This window comes from Aeromonas sp. ZOR0002 (assembly GCF_963866995.1).
Taxonomy (GTDB): Bacteria; Pseudomonadota; Gammaproteobacteria; order Enterobacterales; family Aeromonadaceae; genus Aeromonas; species Aeromonas caviae.
This window is the reverse complement of record NZ_CAWMFQ010000389.1, coordinates 9,412-25,737: the sequence shown is the minus strand read 5'-3', so window position 1 is coordinate 25,737 and position 16,326 is coordinate 9,412. Positions and strand designations below refer to the sequence as shown.

Genomic DNA, 16,326 nt, shown 5'->3' with positions numbered 1-16,326 from the left:
GCCGCCCGTGGCCTTGCGCCACTGGATGAAGCGCGCCGCGGTGTCGTTGATGCGCTCGGGCAGGCCCTGATGGGTCAGGGCGGCGACGGCGGTCTGCGGGAACTGGATGATGTCGACTCGCATGGGGTCAATCCTCTTTGTGGGGGGCCGTGGCAGGCAGCGATGCCAGCTGGCCCAGTCCGGGTGCTGCCTGAACTGGCTGGGCGTCAGGCCGAACGTCTGCTTGAAGGCGCGACTGAAAGATTCGCCATGCTGGAAGCCGGCATCGAGGGCGATATCAGTCACCTTGTCCAGAGGCGCGAATGCCAACCGGTAAGAGGCCCGCTTCAGCCGCAGCAGCTGGATGTAACGCCCCAGCGGCACGCCGCAGTAAGCGGCAAATTGCCGATGAAAGTGAAAGGGCGAAAAGTGCGCCACGGCGCTGAGCCGCTCCAGCGACAGGTCGTCGTCGAGATGGCGCTCGATGTGCTCTGTCACCGTTTGAAAGCGTCGGCGGTAGGCCTCTGTCTGGTTGTGATCCATGGTCTCTCCTCTGTGCTGCCCACTATCGGCCAACGGGCCCGAGCTGTCCTGACGGATCTTGCTCTCTTTGCCTCCCCTCGGGGAGAAGAGCCATGACCGACAGCCCGGCGGGCGCTGCCTGACTTGTCGCGGGTTCGTCAGGCCAGCAACAGGGCTGCCCCCGTCAGCAGGGCGGCGAGGGGCAGCACGGGGAGCCGTGGCACCCGCAGCAGGTAGAAGCCGACGGCGGCCAGCGCCAGATCGGTGGGGGAGAGCACGGCGCTCTGCCACACCGGCTGATAGAGGGCCGCCAGCAGCAGCCCCACCACGGCGGCGTTGATGCCGGCCACGGCCCCCGCCAGACGGGGGCGGGCCAGCCAGTGCTGCCAGCAGGGGCCCAGCGCCCAGAGCAGCAAGAAACCCGGCAGGAAGAGCGCCAGGGTCGCCAGCAGCGCCCCGATGAGGGGAGTGGCGGGCAGCAGCATGGCGCCCAGGTAGGTGGCCAGGGTGAACATGGGGCCGGGTACCAGCTGGGCCAAGCCGTAGCCGGTCAGGAACTGCTGCTCGCTCAGGTGGTGACCCAGGCTCTCCTGCAACAGGGGCAGCACCACGTGGCCACCGCCAAACACCAGGCTGCCTGCCCGGTAAAAGTCGGCCAGCAACTGGCTGACGGGGCCGCTCGCCACCAGGGGCAGGCCGACGAACAGCAGGGCGAACAGCAGCAGGGTCGGCCAGTGAGGCTGGCGAGCAGGAGTGGATGCGGGGGGCTGACTCCCCGGGCGGGGCTCGCGCAGGGCACAGAGCAGGGCCGCACCGAGCAGCATGGCGACCTGGGTCAGAAGCCCGGGGGCGCACCAGAGGGCGGCGGCGGTGGCCACCATGACCCCCTGTTGCAGCGCCGTCTTGCAGAACTGGCGGCTCATGGTGAGCACGGCATCCGCCACCACGACGAGCGCCAGCAGCTTGAGGCCGTGCAGGGCGGCGTCCAGCCAGAAGTTGCCCGCAAGCTGACCTAGACCGACGGCGGCCGCCAGCAACAGCAGGAAGGAGGGGAGGGTAAAGCCGACGAAGGCGGCCAGGGCGCCGCCGATGCCGGCACGGTGGCGGCCGATGGCAAAGCCGAGCTGGCTGGAGGCCGGACCCGGCAGCAGTTGGCACAGGGCCAGCAACTGGGCGAACTCCCTCTGGTTCAGCCAGCCCAGCCGCTGGACAAAGGTGCGCTGAAAATAGCCGATATGGGCGGCCGGCCCGCCAACACTGATGCACCCCAGCCACAAGAACTGCATGAACACCTGTCCCATCTTCCCCTCCTCGTCATCATCCTGGCCCGGATAATATGACAAAAAAGTGACGGTTTGGTGACGGTACGCCCTCCCGCGCTGCCTGCCATCAACAGGGGCTGGCGGGGTGGCGGGTCGCCTCCGCCAGCAGACGAGAGGTGCCGGGGTGACGCGCGGCAGCCTGCCGGTGAGGGTCAGGGGGCAGGTTGTGCCTGGGGCAGGTAGCATTGTCCCGCCAGCCAGCAGGCGATGGACTGGCGACTGGCATCGAAGTGAGGCTCGGGCAGAGTGTGCGGGTCGCACCAGAGCCAGCCCTCGCATTTTTCCGGCTCCAGCAGTTGCGGCTCCCCGTCCACCTCTGCCAGAAGGGTGACCGAGATGTAGTGCAGGCCGCTCTCGCGCCAGGTCTCCAGGTTGTTGGTGACGGCGATGACGCGAGGCTGGCGGATGACGAAGCCGGTCTCCTCCGCCACCTCCCGGATGGCTGCCGACTCGAAGGTTTCCCCCAATTCCAGATGACCACCTGCGATGGACCAGTAGGGGGCATGGCTGCCCTTGCGCTTGCCAAGCAGTACCTGGCCCTGGCCATTGGTGAGAATGACGCCGACACCGACGCGAGGATAGGGGGTAGACATAGGGAAGGCTCCTTGCTGAGACGGCGGGGTGCGCCAGGGAAAACGGGCCCACCTTAGGGGGGATGGGCCCGTTGTGCAAGCCGCCTGTTCAAGGGCGATCGGATGCCGATTTTCCATCGCTTAAATGGATGGGTCTGGCGACATTCTATCTGTTAAACAGATGGGAAACGCCCCCGGATCAGGGCAGTCTGACCAGCATCTTGCCGGTATTGTGGCCCTGGAACAGTCCGATAAAGGCTTGCGGCATGCTGGCCAGCCCCTCGCTGACGGTCTCCTCGGCCTGGAGGGTGCCCGCCTCGAAGGCCGGCATGGCCTCGGCCAGGAACGCCCCGTAGTGTTGCCAGTGATCGGAGACCAGCAGCCCCTGCATCAGGATGCGCTTGCGGATCACCTGGGAGAGGTTGCGCGGGCCGCTGGCCTGGCCGTTGCTGTTGTACTGCTCGATGAGGCCGCACAGCACGATGCGCCCGTGCACCACCAGGTGGTTGAGGGCGGCATCCAGCATGGCGCCCCCCACGTTCTCGAAGTAGACGTGGATGCCTTCGGGGGCGAGGCGGGCCAGCTCGGCGTCGAGATCCGGGGTCTCCCGGTAGTTGATCACCGCATCGGCTCCCAGGGTCTTGAGGTAGGCGACCTTGTCGGCCGAGCCGGGGGAGCCGATGACCCTGGCCCCCGCCTGCTTGGCGAGCTGGACCGCCATGGTGCCGACCGCCCCGGAGGCCGCCGAGACCAGCAGGGTTTCACCGGCCTTCAGGTGTGCCACCTTGTGCAGGCCCGCCCAGGCGGTCATGCCCGGCATGCCGAGGGCGCCGAGGAAGCGCTGGGGCGGCAGGGTGGTGTCGGGCAGGCGGGTGAGCTGGGCGGCGTTTGCCACGAAGGCATCCCGCCAGCCCAGCATGCTGCTCACCTTGTCCCCCACCTTGAAATCGGGATGGCGCGATGCCTGTACCGTGCCGATGGCGCCGCCGTCGAGGGGACCGTTGAGGGGGAAGGGGGGAACGTAGCTTTTTGCCTCGCTCATGCGGCCGCGCATGTAGGGGTCCACCGACAGCCACTGGTTGGCGACCTGCACCTCTCCCTCCTGCAGGGCGGGCAGGGGCACGTCCCGGAGGGCGAAGTCCTCCAGGGTGGGGAGACCGGTGGGGCGACGCAGCAGTTGGATTTGATGGCTGATGGCATTCATGGGCATTCTCCGGCAGTGGGGCCGCGCGTCGGGCGGCGGCCTGGTATTTTTGTTTGTGTGCAAACTAAAATCAGGGTAGTCCTGAACGCGGGGGCTGGCAACTGTTTTGTGTGCAAACTATTCAGCCCCGAAGTTGATGGGGTATACTGCCCCCCTTGTCGTCAGCGAGGTCCTCCATGAGCGAATTGAAAAAGCAGGTCTGTTTTGCCCTCTACAGCGCTTCCAATGCGGTGATGCGTGCCTATCGGCCGCTGCTGGACAAGCTGGATCTCACCTATACCCAGTACCTGGTGATGCTTTCGCTCTGGGCCCGGGACGAGGTCAGCCTCAAGGAGATAGGGCAGGAGACCGGACTGGATGCGGGCACCCTGACCCCCATCGTCAAGCGGCTGGAGAGCAAGGGGTGGCTGACCCGCACCGTCTCTCACGAGGATGAGCGGCAAAAGTGCATCAGCCTGACCGAGGCGGGACGCCAGTTGCAGCAGGAGGTCAGGGAGTGCTGTCTGGCGGACAGCTTGCGCAATCAGGTGGATCTGGCCGATGCTGAGTTGGCCCAGCTCAAGCAGCTTTGCGATCGCGTGGCGGCGCAGCTGGGGCGCTGATCCCTTTTCCCGTCAGGAGTGACCCGATGAAACCCATGCAATCCCTGCTCCCTCTGTTTGCCATCCTGCTGTGCGCCTGCGCCGATACCTCCTATCCCCGTTCCGAGTTGCAGATCGACGATGCCGATGCCTGGCAGGCCATCTGCAAGGACGGGGTCCGGGTGCGGGCGGTCACCGACGAGGGGATCTGTGCGGATCACCGCGGGGTGGCCATGTGGACAAATAAACCAAGGGCTGCACGGATGGCAGAAGAAGCGGCCAAGTAGTGTGACCTGTACGACATAAAATGACATGACCGGCCATGGGGCCGGTTTTTTTCGCGATCTTGCCAGCACTTTGGCACCTTGTTCATGGTGCACTCATTTTTCTCTTCCCATACTGGCCCTCAAGGTAGCAAACCAACAGGAGAGAGAGATGCAATCATCCATCGTCGGGCTCTCCATTCTGTGGGGGCTGGCCAGCTTTGGTGTGCAGGGGGATTTCATCGAGAGCCGTGATACCGCCTCCCCCTCCTGGCAGGCCGAGTCCAGAGTGGAGATGGAAGGGTACTTGATGGAGTCGTTGGGCGCCGATCGATGGGTGTTCGACAACGGCAGCGAGAGCCTGGAAATCTCTCTGCCCAAAGGGCAGTGGGTGTCGACCGGTGAGCGGCTGCGGCTGCGCGGCGAACCCCTGCAGGAGCAGAACGGCTGGTTGCTGCAGGTGCAGGACGTCAGCCAGGTCGAGATATGACGAGGCGTTCGCCACCTGGCGGCGCGATGGCGCCCGGGGGCTGTGTTGACCGCGAATGCCCTTGATAGCAGAGACAAGAAGAGGAGGCCCTGGCCTCCTCTTGCTTTTGGTGCTCCCCGGATGCGGGGTGGGTTGTCAGCCCAGGTGGTTGAGGGGCAGGGCGGTCTTGTGTTTGATGCGGCGCAGCACGAAGCTCGAACGCACCCCGGTCACGCCGGAGATGTGGGTCAGCTTGTCCAGCAGGAAGTGCTGGTAGTGCTCCATGTCCCGCACCACCACCTTGAGCTGGTAATCCGCATCGTTGCCGGTGATGAGGTCGCACTCCAGCACCTCGGGCAGATCCTTGACGGCGCGATCGAAGTTCTCGAACCGCTCCGGAGTGTGCCTGTCCATGGAGATGTGAATGTAGGCGGTGAGGGTCAGCCCCAGCTGGCGGGCATTGAGCAGGGTGACATGGGTATCGATGAGACCGGCATCCTCCAGCGCCTTGACCCGGCGCGAGCAGGGGGAGGGGGAGAGCCCGACCAGCTCGGCCAGCTCCAGGTTGCTGATGCGGCCATTTTCCTGCATCAGCTCCAGAATATGCCTGTCTATACGATCAAGTTTCAGCATTCTCCGTACCTCTTCGCAATTACTAATCCACTTTTCCTAGATTAAGGGTGAACTATTGCAAAAACAACTGAAAATACCTGCTACTTCACAACCACTCACCGCATCGCGGGGAGTACCATGGTTACATCTTCCGGTGGCAAGACAGGCGCCCGACCAGGCACCTGTGGTGAAGGACCTTACCGGGTCAAGAGCCCCATCAGCCGTTCGACCTTATCGGGAAACAACGGGCTGGAACGAGAGCACCCCCTCCCCGAAGGCAACAAAGCAGGCATCCCGGCGCCTGCTTTGTTGTTTTTGCGTTCCGCCCGCTCAGGGGCGGGGCGGCCGGATGCGATAGAGGCAGCGGCTGTCCCCCTCCAGCAGATACTGCTCCCGCTCCACCTCGGCCGGCGCCAGCAACCGGCGAAACAGCGCCAGCTCGCTGCGGCAAAAGCCCCGACAGGCCCTGGCCGCACTGCAGATGGGGCAGTGACTCTCCCACCACAGCCAGCTGCCGTCCTCCTCCTGCGACATGTCTGCCATATACCCCTCCTGGGTGCGCAGCGCCTTGAGCGTCATCAGCCTGTCTGCCAGCGCCGGCTGGGTCAACTTGGATTCATAGCGTGCCTGCATCTGCTGCTCCCGCCGCGCGATGAGCTGCTCCATGCCCGCGTCGCCAAACACCTGCCGGATGTCGTCGATCAGCTGCAGGGTCAGATCGCCATGGGTGTCGGGGAAGCGTTGCCAGGCCTGGTCGGTGAGGTGCCACAGACGCACCGGGCGACCGCGGCCGCGGGCCTCGTCGCTAAACCCCACCCAGCCCTCGGACTCTAGGGCCATCAGGTGCTGGCGCGCCCCCATGGACGTCATCTGCAACTGGTCGCCGAGTTCGGCGGCGCTCTGGGGGCCGCGGGTTTTCAGCAGATAGAGGATCTTGTCGGTACTGGCGTTCATGGGGGCTCCGGTGGTGGGTATCGGTGCGGTGACCGCCTGGATGAGGTCATTATGGGTAGCAGGGAGATTTAAATCAACAATCTGCTTTACTTAATGGACGACCCCTCACAATATAAATAAACCGATGACTTTATTTAATGAGGCGAAGATGGAAGGGATCAAGGGACAGGCGACCCTCTGGGTATTGGTGATGACGGTGATGCTGGCGGTGGCGGGGTTCAGCCTGCCTTCCCCCGTCCTGGCGCCGCTGCTGCTGGATCCGGCCCAGGGCATGTTGACGCCACAGGCGTCGGACTGGAGCCGCAAGGTGTGGCTTGGCGTCATCATGGGGCTCTATCCGTTGTTTCAACTGCTGGGGGCCCCCTTGCTTGGCCGCCTCTCCGATCGCCATGGGCGCAAGCCGGTGCTGACACTCTGTCTGGTGGGGGTGCTGGCGGGGTATGTGCTGATGGCCCTCGGCATCGCCTGGCGTTCCCTGCCGCTCTTGCTGCTGAGCCGGGTGGTGGAGGGCTTCTTCAACGGCGACATCGCCATCGTGCAGGCGATGGCGGCGGACATGAGCACGGCCAGGACCAAGGCACGCAACTTCGCCCGCATCAACATCGGCATGAACCTGGGCTGGGTGGTGGGCCCCATGATCGGAGGCTATGCGGCCGTGGTCTCGGGGGATTACAGCCTGGCGGCCTGGCTGGCGGTGGGGATGACGGTGATCAACCTGCTGCTGGTGCTCTGGCTGCTGCCCAATCGTCCCCCGGTGCCGGCGACCCGGGATGAGGTTCCTCTCTCGACCCGCCAATTGCTGTTGCAACCTCGTCTCCTGCCCTACTTTGCCCTGACCCTGGCAAGCTACGGGGCGGTACAGCTCTACTTCACCTACTTCAATGTCTGGCTGGTGGAGCGGCTGGCATGGGATCCGGTGCAACTGGCCCAGGCCGCCGTGCTGGTGAGCGTGCCCATGATGCTGGGCTCCTGGATCGGTGAGCAGCTGGCACGGCACTGGCGCGGCAGCTCCCTTGGCATCGTCGGCCACCTGGTGATGGCGGCGGGCATGCTGATGTTCATCCTGCCGACCCAGTGGTGGGGGCTCGCGCTCACCTTCATCCCGGCGGGCATCGGCATGAGTCTGGGGGAGCTGGCCACCTCGGTGGCGGTCTCCAACCGCAGCCATGCCAGCCAGCAGGGGCAGGCGATGGGGCTCTACCGCGGTCTGGCGGTGGGCAGCGAGATCCTGGCGGTGGTGCTGGGCAGCCTGGTGCTGCTGGCGGGGACCGAGTGGCCCTTCTACCTGGCCGGCCTCTGCGGCGTGATCTGTGCCCTCGGTTTCTACGGATTGCGCAGACGGGCGGACAGGCGAAACGCCGTGGCCGGGTGCGCCGAGGCGGGCTGACGAAGGGCGCGGGGATCACAGTTCGGCGACGGGATGGCGGGCCGGACTTGCATCGCGGCGCCGAGTCTGGGACGGTATGGCTCTTTGCTCCGCTTTTCCCGATCCCCCGGTGAGCGCGTCTCCCATCATGGACCCTGCGATGCCCAGTCCGCATTCCCGGCGGTGAGATGTGTCGTCATGGCACTGGAAACGGGAGGGGATGGCGCCGCACCCGTCTCGACATTCTTGGAGGTGATATGAGTCGTTATCAGGCCATTGCATTGGACATGGACGGTACCCTGCTGAACCGGGATCACAAGATCTCGTCCGCTACCCGGGCGGCCCTGGCCCAGGCCCGGGCCCACGGCATCAAGGTGCTGCTGGTGACGGGTCGCCACTTCATGACGGCCCGTCCCTTCCACCACGAGCTGGCCCTCGACACCCCCATCATCTGCAGCAACGGGGCCTACCTCTATGATCCGGTGCAGGAGAGGATCCTCGCCGGGGATCCCCTGGCCGTGGCGCCCCTCACCGCCCTGCTGGAGGAGGTGCAAGCCCAGCAGATGGGGGCGCTGTTCCACCTGGGGGACGGCATCGGCTACCTGGGCTGCGAGGAGCACGTGGGCCGGATGCGGCGCTGGTCGGCAACCCAGCCGGATCACCTCAAGGTCTCCCTGCTGCCCGCCGAGGATATCGAGCTTTGGTTGCAGTCCGCCATCTGGAAGCTGGAGTTGTTCAACCAGGATCCCGGCCGGTTGCACCGTTTCGTCGGGGAGGTGGTGGAAAGACTGCCCTTCACCCGTGACTGGGCGGCCCCCTATGCGGTGGAGCTGGTGCAGCCCGGTTGCAGCAAGGGCAACCGGCTGGCCCAGTGGGCGGCGAGCGAGGGGATCGCCATGGAGAACCTGGTGGCCTTTGGCGACAACAACAACGACATCAGCATGTTCGAGCAGGTGGGGCTGGCGGTGGCCATGGGCAATGCGGCGCCCCAGATCCAGGCCCATGCAGACCGGGTCACCGCGGATCACAACGAGGATGGCATCGCCCTGGCGTTGCAGCGCTGGGTCCTGCCCGCCTGAGGGGAAAAACAGTCTGCGGCATAAACAGAAAGGGGCCATGTCGGCCCCTTTTTGTCAGCTCCCGAAGGAGAACTGGATCACCCGATCCGGGAAGCGCAGCCGGTTGTAGTCCCGGTATACCCCTTCGTAGTGACGGATGGCGCGCTCGCGCTGGGCACGGTAGTAGTCGCGCTGGCGGCTGTCGCTCTCGCCCCGGATCTGCTGATCCAGCTGGTGGATGCTCCGCTCGGTGCGCTCCAGCTCCTGCTGCAATTCGCCGAGGCGCTGCTCCAGCAGGTACTCCTTGCGGCCGCGCTCGAACTGGGTGAGGAAACTGGTGTCGTTGGGGCAGACCCCCAGGTATTCGCTCCCCTCCCGTCCCTTGCTGTAGGCAAGCTCGGGGATGCAATAGAGCTCCAGCCCCTTGGCGTAGCCGCGCTGCCACTCCGCCTCATCCACCCTGAGGCCGTACTCCCCGCAGGTCTTCTGATAGTCGCGGGTGGCGCTTCGGGTCTTGCCCTGCTCCCCGTCCTGATAGCCCTGGTTGTACCAGCTCATGGCACGGCACTCCTCCTCCGAGAGGGAACTGCACCCGGCGAGCAGGAAGGGAAGGGTCAACAACAGGATCTTGGGGGACATGAGGGGGCTCCGACAGCAAAGGGGGTGGGGCATTCTAGAAGAGGAGGCCCGTCCGGGACAAGCACCGGGCGAGGGGGCCGTATCATGATGTTTTTATCAGTATTTTCAAGCCGTTGTAGACGGGCTTCTGGCAGCCTTTTCTTGCCGGGGGAGGCAGGGTAAACTGCGCCTACTTTTAACTGGCATGTAACATAAAAACAATGAAAGTCCTGACCGTCGATTATCGCTCCCCCGATGCGGCCGAGCGCTTCACCGAATCCCTGCGCACCACCGGCTTCGGAGTGCTGACTCACCACCCCATCCCGAAGGAGCTGGTGCAGTCCATCTATGACAACTGGTATCGCTTCTTCATGAGCGAACAGAAGCAGGATTTCCTGTTCAATCGCGAGACCCAGGACGGCTACTTCCCGCCCTCGGTGTCCGAGGTGGCCAAGGGTCACAGCCAGAAGGACATCAAGGAGTACTTCCACATCTATCCCTGGGGCCAGATGCCGGCAGAGCTGAAAGAGCAGGCGATGGAGTACTACCGCCTGGCCAACGATCTGGCCGCCGAGCTGCTGGGCTGGGTGGAGCAACACACCCCGGGCGACATCGCCGCCCACTACAGCTGCCCGCTCTCCTCCATGATCGAAGAGAGCCACAAGACCCTGCTGCGGGTGCTGCACTACCCGCCCTTCGACGGCACCGAGGAGCCGGGCGCCATCCGCGCCGCCGCCCATGAAGACATCAACCTGCTGACCATTCTGCCCGCCTCCAACGAGCCGGGCCTGCAGGTGAAAGGTTCAGACGGGGAGTGGATGGACGTGCCCTGCGATTTCGGCACCCTCATCATCAACATCGGTGACATGCTGCAGGAGGCCTCCCGCGGCTACTACCCCTCCACCACCCACAGGGTCATCAACCCGACCGGGGGCAGTGCCGCCAAGTCCCGCATCTCCTTGCCGCTCTTCCTGCACCCCCGTCCGGATGTGGTGCTCTCGGAGCGTCACACCGCCCACAGCTATCTGATGGAGCGGTTGCGGGAGCTGGGGGTCATCTAATCCCGCCAGACCCAGGCAGACAACAAACCGGAGCATACCCGCTCCGGTTTTTATTTTGTGGCACGATTGGTGGGTTATCCGAATTTTATTGGTTAATGATGCTAAAAACTGAGTTTTATATCGGATATACGCCGAGTGATTGCGCGCCCGCGGGCGTACTCTGAGCGCCATTTCGGGCCTCGCTGGCAGGCCCTTCCCGTGGAGTTCTTATGAAGCAGTCCCAATGGTCATCCCGGTTCGGTTACATCCTGGCCGCCGCAGGTTCCGCGGTCGGTCTCGGCGCCATCTGGAAGTTCCCCTATGTCACCGCCGCCAACGGTGGCGGCGCCTTCCTGCTGGTCTTTCTGCTGTTCAGCTTCACCCTGGGGGTGGCGGTGCTGATGGGGGAGACCCTGATCGGCAGCCTGACCCGGCGCGGGGTGGTGGGCGCCTTTGGCGAACTGATGGGCAAGCGCTGGCGCTGGGTCGGTGCCATGGGCTTGCTGTGCAGCCTGCTCATCTTCTGTTTCTACAGCGTGGTGGGCGGCTGGACCCTGGGGTACACGGGCATGGCCCTGGCGGGGGAGCTGCAACAGGGGGACGGCGCGGCACTGACCGCCCGTTTCAACGACTACGTCGGTGATCCGCTCTGGCCGGTGCTGACCCACCTGCTGTTTGCCGGCTTGACCTGGTGGTTCGTGCGGGGCGGCGTGCAACAAGGGGTGGAGCGCACCCTGCGCTGGATGATGCCGGCCCTCTTCATCATGATCCTGCTGCTGGTGGCCTTCGGCCTCACCCTGCCGGGCGCCATGGCCGGGGTGCGCCACTTCCTGATGCCCGATTTCAGCAAGCTCGGCATGTCGGGTGTGCTGGACGCCATGGGGCTGGCCTTTTTCTCCCTCTCCATCGGCCTTGGCATCCACACCACCTATGGCGCCTACCTGCCTTCCAGCGAAGGGGTCGGTCGCTCCAGCCTCTGGGTGGTACTGCTGGCGAGCGTCATCGCCGTGCTGGCGGGCCTGATGATCTTCCCGGTACTGGCGGCGACCGGCATTGACCCGGCCTCGGGCCCGGGCCTCACCTTCATGACCATGCCGGCGGTGTTCCAGCAACTGCCCTTCGGCCAGGGGCTGGCGGTGGTGTTCTTCTCCCTGCTGGTGGTGGCGGCGCTCTCCTCCTCCATCTCCCTGCTGGAGCATTTGCAGTGCTTCCTGTGCGAGAGCCTGGGCTGGTCCCGCCGCGCGGCGTGCAACCTGGTTATTGCCCTGGTGATGGCGGGTGGCATCCCGGTGAGCCTGTCGTTCGGTCCCTGGGCCACCCTGACCCTGTTTGGCAAGAACATCTTCGAGTTGCTGGACTTCATCACCTCCAACCTGATGATGCCCCTGTTCGGGCTGGCCCTGACGCTGCTGCTGGGCTGGCGGCTCGGTCGTCAGGCGCTGCCCGAAGGGCTGGCTCCCCACTGGCGAGCCCTGCTGATGGGCTGCTGGCGCTGGCTGGCTCCCCTGCTCATTGGCGGCATTCTGGTGCGCGGCCTGGTGTAGGGAGGGTTGGTCATCTCTGCCACTCCCCGGCCGGGCTGACCGGGGAGTGGGGTGGCAGGATTGACTCTTTATAAAAATCTTTTAATTAAAAATAAACAGAGTAATGATCTGAAATTTCGATATTTTATTTTGGTTAAATCTGTTTTTGGTTCTGTTTTAGACTATTTCCTGTCAACTTCTCTTGCCATGGTTTAGGCTGTGGCTCCTTTTTACCGTGCAGGCGTCGCCCTCCTATGTCACCCCTTATCGCTCTCTGTGGCCGATTTAGCCCCTTCCTGGAGAGGTGACCTTGCAGGTGTCGTTTGTCTGACTGTTCATTGCAAAGGTCGCCCTCAGGCGGCCTTTTTTGTTGCGGCGCACACCGCGTCTAGCCATGGAGTATCGAACTGATGTTGTCTTGCCCGGAGGTTGTATGAGCCAGGTTCAGTGGTCTTCCCGTATTGGTCATGTGCTGGCGGCAGCCGGCTCGGCGATCGGCCTTGGCGCCATCTGGAAGTTTCCCTATGTGACAGCCACCAACGGGGGCGGTGCCTTCCTGCTGGTGTTCCTGCTCTTCAGCTTCACCCTGGGGGTCGCGGTGCTGGTGGGGGAGACCCTGCTCGGCAGCCGCAGCCAGCGCGGCGTGCTCGGCGCCTTCCACAAGCTGGTGGGGCCGAACTGGCGCTGGATGGGTTACATGGGGATCCTGTGTGGCTTCTTCATCTACAGCTTCTACAGCGTGGTGGGGGGCTGGACCGTGGGCTATGCGGCCCTGGCCGTGGGCGGCGAGCTCAACCTGAGTGAGGCGAGCACCCTCACCGCACTCTTTACCGGTTATGTGAGCGATCCCCTCTGGCCGGCCCTCACCCATCTCGTCTTCGCCGGGCTCACCTGGTGGTTCGTGCAGGGAGGGCTGCAACAGGGGGTGGAGCGGGCGCTGCGCTGGATGATGCCGGCTCTGTTCGTGATGATGCTGCTCCTGGTGGTGACCGGGCTCTCCATGCCGGGGGCCATGGCCGGGGTACGCCAGTTCCTGATGCCCGACTTCTCCCACCTGACGGGGCAGGGGGTGCTCGACGCCCTGGGGCTGGCGTTCTTCTCCCTCTCCATTGGTCTCGGGGTACACACCACCTATGGCGCCTACCTGCCGAGCAGTGACGGGGCGCTGCGCTCCGGGGTCTGGGTGGTCACCCTGGCGAGCTGCATCTCGGTGCTGGCGGGGCTGATGATCTTCCCGGTGCTGGCCTCCACCGGCATCGATCCTGCCGCCGGTCCCGGCCTCACCTTCATGACCATGCCGGCGGTGTTCAACCACCTGCCGTTCGGTCAGGGGCTGGCGGTGATCTTCTTCCTGCTGCTGCTGGTGGCGGCGCTCTCCTCCTCCATCTCCATGCTGGAGCACCTGGTGCGCTTCACCACCGAGGAGTGGGGCTGGTCGCGCCGCAATGCCTGCCGGGTGCTGACCCTGCTCATCATGGCCTGCGGCATTCCGGTCAGTCTGTCGTTCGGGCCCTGGGCGGACTACACCCTGTTTGGTAAGACCCTGTTCGATCTGCTGGATTACCTCACCTCCAACCTGATGATGCCCCTGTTCGGTCTGGTGCTGACCCTGCTGCTTGGCTGGAAGCTGGGGGACAGTATTGTACCTGCGGATCTCTCGCCGCTGATGCGTGGCGCGCTGCTCTGGTGCTGGCGGCTGATCGCCCCCCTGCTGATCGCGGGGATCCTGGTGCGGGGCTTGTTGTAACGCACCAGCCAGGGCGGCATGCACCGCCCTGGCTGGCTATAGGCCCTGGTGGGGACCGAGGGGCGGCAGTTTGGGGGCCAGGTGGGATCTCACCTGTTGCAGGGTCTCCCGATAGGCGTTCCCATGGTGCTCCAGGAAGGCGGCACTGTGGTTGAGACGCTGCTCCAGCCTGTCCACCAGGCGGGCCACCGCCGGGGCCGCCATGCCGGCGGGCCAGCACTGGGTCAGCAATACCAGCAGTTGCCAGGCATCCCCCGCCTGGGCCGGGAATCGCTCCTGCAGGGTCAGAGCGCTCTGCACGGCGAGCTGGAGCTGACCCGTGGTCATGGCCCGTTGCCGCTCCTCGCGCAGCTGGGTCAGCTGCTGCTCCCGCTGCGCCAGTTGCCGCGCCAGATCGTCGACCACCTGCAAAATGAGCCCCTGCAGCAGCGGGGTCTGTGCCACCGGCCCCTGATACTGGCCGAGCTGGGCCAGATAACGCTGGGCATGGTGGGGAAGCCCGCAGAACTGGCTGACGGCCACCCCGAGCAACTGGTTGAGGTGATTGTCCCGCGCCGCCTCCGGCGGGTGCTTGGCCAGCAGCATCAAGGCGTCATCGAATCGATAATCCAGACCCAGCATCAGGGCGCTCAGCAGCCCCTCCTCGTGGGCCCGCAGGGTCACGGCCTGCTGGCCGAGCTCCTCCAGGGCCTGCTGCAGCCCATGAACTCTGGCCTCTCCCGGTGGATGCCAGAGCACCGCCAGGGTCGCATCCAGCAGGCAGCGTTCGACGGAGTGGCGAAACGTCTGTTTGGGGAAGTAGCGCAGGATGAAATCGGTGGCCTGCGCCAGCACCTGACCTTCATCCCTTCGCAGCAAGGCCAGCAAAATGGCCACCTGGCGCCACTGCGGCTGCCAGGGGCAGCGTTGCAGCAAGCCTGACAAGGTTTCCCAGGCCGGATCCCACTGCGCCTCGTGCAGTTGACAGGCGAGAACCAGCGCCTGATGGATGACGGGGGGCAGTCGCTCCCGGTTGCGGGCCAGATCCTTGTGGGCACTCTCCACCCGGTTCAGCCCGAGCAGGGCCTGGTTCAGCCCCTGGCGCGGCCACCAGGCATCGTGCTCCGTGGTGCAGATGGCGTAGTGCTGGGCGGCCTGCACCCGTTCCCCGGCTTGCAGCAGCATGTAGCCCTTTACCCTGTCCATCTGTGCTTCCAGCCCCTTGTGGCTGGCGTGCCGGTAAAGCAGATCCTCGCACTGGGCGCAGGCGCTGCGCCACTCCCTGAGCGCCATGGGGGTGGCCAGGGGGCGGGTCACCGTGGTCAGTGCCAGCAGCGCTTGCAGGCTGTGCGCCAGCTGCTCCGTGGTGAAGGGCACGGCCAGACGCAGGGCGAAATAGAGGTCGGAGGGGGGGAACTGACCGGTGTCCTCGTCCTGCTCCAGCAGCAGGAGCACGCAGCCGGGCGCGAGCAGGCCCAGGTGGTGTGCTTCATGCAGCAGCCTGACGCCCTCGTGGGCCTGGTGGTGATACTGGCGGCAAAGAATGGCATCGAAGGCGTGCTGGCGCAGCAGGGCGGGCAGGCTTGCTATCTCTTTGCAGTGAAACAGCTCGGTGGGGGGCAGCCCCAGATTACTCAGTCCCTGGGTGAGGGTCGAGCCCATCATGGCATCGTCTTCGATGAGGAGGATCTGCATCTTTGACGCTCCTTCGCCGGTCGGGGGTGGCGAGGTTGGATTCAAAGGTAGCCTCCACTCTCCCGCGAGAGCCAGAGGGGGTCAATACCCCACCTGGGTCAGGGATGGCTCAGCGCAGCCTCGGGCGGGGCAAAGAAAGCATCACTGAAGGCCGGGCCCCCTGGCCGAGAAGGGGCAGTCCCGCTGCGGGACACGCAGCTCCCCGGCGCCCGACTCTCCCTGCCAGGCGAGCTCGAGCTGGCCCAGGCGCCCGAGGCGGCGCAGCTCGAACTCGTAGCGTAGGCAGGGGTTGTCGGTGGGCAGCCGTGTCATCCCGGCGGGCAGCCGGTAGTCGTAGTGCAGCTGGGGGCCATCTTGCAGTCGGCTCTGCACGGGCACCAGCCCCTCCGCCGTCGGTGTGGGGGCCTTGAGATAGCGGCGCAGCGCCACCGGAGCGTCGATGGCTTTTTGATAGTGAAGGCCGTTCATGGCTGCCAACTCCTCCTCCAGCCGCGTCAGTTCCCCCTCCAGTCCGCTCAGGGCGGCGCCAAGCTGTTGATGGGCCGGGGAGGCGCAGCCTCCCAGCAGCAGGGTCGTGATCAGCAGGGCGGGACGGACGGCGGACATGAAGGTTCCTCGGGTGCCAGGGTCAATGACTATAGCAGGGGATTGGTGGGCGGCGTGCCCCTCAGCAGCCCGGCGAGGCGCTCCAGCCCTTCGGCGACGCGGGCGTCGGTGGCGGGCTGGCTCAGGCTGAGGCGTACTCCCTGCGGGGCGGCAAACTGGCCGGCGGCGAAGTGTTCTCCGCTGGCGACCCCCACGTCAAGGGCGTTGGCGGCCTCC

At 65.0% G+C, this 16,326-nt stretch carries 17 protein-coding genes and 1 pseudogene; 8 read left to right on the top strand and 10 right to left on the bottom strand.

From position 1 onward, the window contains the following. From AACR77_RS21720 to AACR77_RS21705, 4 genes are all read right to left on the bottom strand, one after another. On the bottom strand, positions 1-522 hold a 522-nt coding region (locus AACR77_RS21720), incomplete at its 3' end, for an AraC family transcriptional regulator (RefSeq protein ID WP_042883407.1). 137 nt (positions 523-659) lie between these two features. After that, the gene (chrA, locus tag AACR77_RS21715; protein ID WP_042883405.1) at positions 660-1,802 is read right to left on the bottom strand and encodes a chromate efflux transporter; all 1,143 of its coding nucleotides are present in this window, start codon (positions 1,800-1,802) and stop codon (positions 660-662) included. Positions 1,803-1,975: 173 nt separating this feature from the next. Beyond that, positions 1,976-2,416, bottom strand: coding sequence for a nucleotide triphosphate diphosphatase NUDT15 (locus tag AACR77_RS21710; RefSeq protein ID WP_042883403.1), 441 nt, complete (start codon positions 2,414-2,416; stop codon positions 1,976-1,978). Between the two features lie 178 nt (positions 2,417-2,594). Continuing rightward, positions 2,595-3,599 carry an NADP-dependent oxidoreductase gene (locus AACR77_RS21705; RefSeq protein ID WP_042883401.1) on the bottom strand — a complete coding sequence of 335 codons (1,005 nt, stop codon included), beginning with the start codon at positions 3,597-3,599 and terminating at the stop codon, positions 2,595-2,597. Positions 3,600-3,775: 176 nt separating this feature from the next. On the opposite strand from AACR77_RS21705, the gene AACR77_RS21700 reads away from it, so the two are divergent. From AACR77_RS21700 to AACR77_RS21690, 3 genes are all read left to right on the top strand, one after another. Continuing rightward, positions 3,776-4,201 carry a MarR family winged helix-turn-helix transcriptional regulator gene (locus tag AACR77_RS21700; RefSeq protein ID WP_029313694.1) on the top strand — a complete coding sequence of 142 codons (426 nt, stop codon included), beginning with the start codon at positions 3,776-3,778 and terminating at the stop codon, positions 4,199-4,201. Between the two features lie 35 nt (positions 4,202-4,236). Next, positions 4,237-4,467: a hypothetical protein gene (locus tag AACR77_RS21695; RefSeq protein WP_029313696.1), complete on the top strand. Its 231-nt coding sequence runs from the start codon at positions 4,237-4,239 to the stop codon at positions 4,465-4,467. A gap of 148 nt (positions 4,468-4,615) precedes the next feature. Continuing rightward, on the top strand, positions 4,616-4,933 hold the full coding sequence (locus AACR77_RS21690; RefSeq protein WP_042883398.1) for a hypothetical protein: 318 nt from the start codon (positions 4,616-4,618) through the stop codon (positions 4,931-4,933). A 135-nt stretch (positions 4,934-5,068) separates the two neighbouring features. Here AACR77_RS21690 and AACR77_RS21685 read toward each other — a convergent pair whose 3' ends face one another. Next, positions 5,069-5,545: an Lrp/AsnC family transcriptional regulator gene (locus AACR77_RS21685; RefSeq protein WP_010672894.1), complete on the bottom strand. Its 477-nt coding sequence runs from the start codon at positions 5,543-5,545 to the stop codon at positions 5,069-5,071. A 309-nt stretch (positions 5,546-5,854) separates the two neighbouring features. Continuing rightward, positions 5,855-6,478, bottom strand: a complete 624-nt coding sequence (locus AACR77_RS21680) for a helix-turn-helix transcriptional regulator (protein WP_042883395.1) — start codon at positions 6,476-6,478, stop codon at positions 5,855-5,857. A gap of 148 nt (positions 6,479-6,626) precedes the next feature. Here AACR77_RS21680 and AACR77_RS21675 point away from each other — a divergent pair, with 148 nt between their 5' ends. Next, entirely contained in the window at positions 6,627-7,865 is a 1,239-nt protein-coding gene (locus AACR77_RS21675; protein ID WP_042883393.1) for an MFS transporter, read from the top strand. A gap of 236 nt (positions 7,866-8,101) precedes the next feature. Then, positions 8,102-8,923, top strand: coding sequence for a Cof-type HAD-IIB family hydrolase (locus tag AACR77_RS21670; protein WP_042883390.1), 822 nt, complete (start codon positions 8,102-8,104; stop codon positions 8,921-8,923). Positions 8,924-8,977: 54 nt separating this feature from the next. Here AACR77_RS21670 and AACR77_RS21665 read toward each other — a convergent pair whose 3' ends face one another. Next, complete coding sequence (locus AACR77_RS21665; RefSeq protein WP_042015786.1) at positions 8,978-9,541, bottom strand: DUF2799 domain-containing protein; 564 nt, start codon at positions 9,539-9,541, stop codon at positions 8,978-8,980. Positions 9,542-9,741: 200 nt separating this feature from the next. Here AACR77_RS21665 and AACR77_RS21660 point away from each other — a divergent pair, with 200 nt between their 5' ends. From AACR77_RS21660 to AACR77_RS21650, 3 genes are all read left to right on the top strand, one after another. Then, entirely contained in the window at positions 9,742-10,581 is an 840-nt protein-coding gene (locus AACR77_RS21660; RefSeq protein WP_010672899.1) for an isopenicillin N synthase family dioxygenase, read from the top strand. Between the two features lie 209 nt (positions 10,582-10,790). After that, positions 10,791-12,104 (top strand): sodium-dependent transporter, encoded by a 1,314-nt coding sequence (locus AACR77_RS21655; protein ID WP_042883386.1) that lies wholly within the window; start codon positions 10,791-10,793, stop codon positions 12,102-12,104. A gap of 412 nt (positions 12,105-12,516) precedes the next feature. After that, positions 12,517-13,830, top strand: a complete 1,314-nt coding sequence (locus AACR77_RS21650; RefSeq protein ID WP_041214539.1) for a sodium-dependent transporter — start codon at positions 12,517-12,519, stop codon at positions 13,828-13,830. Positions 13,831-13,866: 36 nt separating this feature from the next. Here AACR77_RS21650 and AACR77_RS21645 read toward each other — a convergent pair whose 3' ends face one another. The 3 genes and pseudogenes from AACR77_RS21645 to AACR77_RS21635 form a co-directional block, all read right to left on the bottom strand. Continuing rightward, positions 13,867-15,504, bottom strand: a complete 1,638-nt coding sequence (locus AACR77_RS21645) for a hypothetical protein (protein WP_042883383.1) — start codon at positions 15,502-15,504, stop codon at positions 13,867-13,869. Positions 15,505-15,645: 141 nt separating this feature from the next. Next, positions 15,646-16,110 (bottom strand): hypothetical protein, encoded by a 465-nt coding sequence (locus tag AACR77_RS21640; protein WP_042883380.1) that lies wholly within the window; start codon positions 16,108-16,110, stop codon positions 15,646-15,648. 29 nt (positions 16,111-16,139) lie between these two features. Further along, positions 16,140-16,326 (bottom strand): annotated as a pseudogene (locus tag AACR77_RS21635) (PLP-dependent aminotransferase family protein); the annotation flags it as partial.

Excerpts from the sequence above, each read along its gene's own strand:
- AACR77_RS21660 (WP_010672899.1), top strand. The coding sequence starts at position 9,742 with ATGAAAGTCCTGACCGTCGATTATCGCTCCCCCGATGCGGCCGAGCGC.
- AACR77_RS21675 (WP_042883393.1), top strand. The coding sequence starts at position 6,627 with ATGGAAGGGATCAAGGGACAGGCGACCCTCTGGGTATTGGTGATGACG.
- chrA (WP_042883405.1), bottom strand. The coding sequence starts at position 1,802 with ATGGGACAGGTGTTCATGCAGTTCTTGTGGCTGGGGTGCATCAGTGTT.
- AACR77_RS21710 (WP_042883403.1), bottom strand. The coding sequence starts at position 2,416 with ATGTCTACCCCCTATCCTCGCGTCGGTGTCGGCGTCATTCTCACCAAT.
- AACR77_RS21655 (WP_042883386.1), top strand. The coding sequence starts at position 10,791 with ATGAAGCAGTCCCAATGGTCATCCCGGTTCGGTTACATCCTGGCCGCC.
- AACR77_RS21695 (WP_029313696.1), top strand. The coding sequence starts at position 4,237 with ATGCAATCCCTGCTCCCTCTGTTTGCCATCCTGCTGTGCGCCTGCGCC.
- AACR77_RS21640 (WP_042883380.1), bottom strand. The coding sequence starts at position 16,110 with ATGTCCGCCGTCCGTCCCGCCCTGCTGATCACGACCCTGCTGCTGGGA.
- AACR77_RS21645 (WP_042883383.1), bottom strand. The coding sequence starts at position 15,504 with ATGCAGATCCTCCTCATCGAAGACGATGCCATGATGGGCTCGACCCTC.
- AACR77_RS21690 (WP_042883398.1), top strand. The coding sequence starts at position 4,616 with ATGCAATCATCCATCGTCGGGCTCTCCATTCTGTGGGGGCTGGCCAGC.
- AACR77_RS21705 (WP_042883401.1), bottom strand. The coding sequence starts at position 3,599 with ATGAATGCCATCAGCCATCAAATCCAACTGCTGCGTCGCCCCACCGGT.
- AACR77_RS21670 (WP_042883390.1), top strand. The coding sequence starts at position 8,102 with ATGAGTCGTTATCAGGCCATTGCATTGGACATGGACGGTACCCTGCTG.
- AACR77_RS21680 (WP_042883395.1), bottom strand. The coding sequence starts at position 6,478 with ATGAACGCCAGTACCGACAAGATCCTCTATCTGCTGAAAACCCGCGGC.
- AACR77_RS21685 (WP_010672894.1), bottom strand. The coding sequence starts at position 5,545 with ATGCTGAAACTTGATCGTATAGACAGGCATATTCTGGAGCTGATGCAG.
- AACR77_RS21700 (WP_029313694.1), top strand. The coding sequence starts at position 3,776 with ATGAGCGAATTGAAAAAGCAGGTCTGTTTTGCCCTCTACAGCGCTTCC.
- AACR77_RS21650 (WP_041214539.1), top strand. The coding sequence starts at position 12,517 with ATGAGCCAGGTTCAGTGGTCTTCCCGTATTGGTCATGTGCTGGCGGCA.
- AACR77_RS21665 (WP_042015786.1), bottom strand. The coding sequence starts at position 9,541 with ATGTCCCCCAAGATCCTGTTGTTGACCCTTCCCTTCCTGCTCGCCGGG.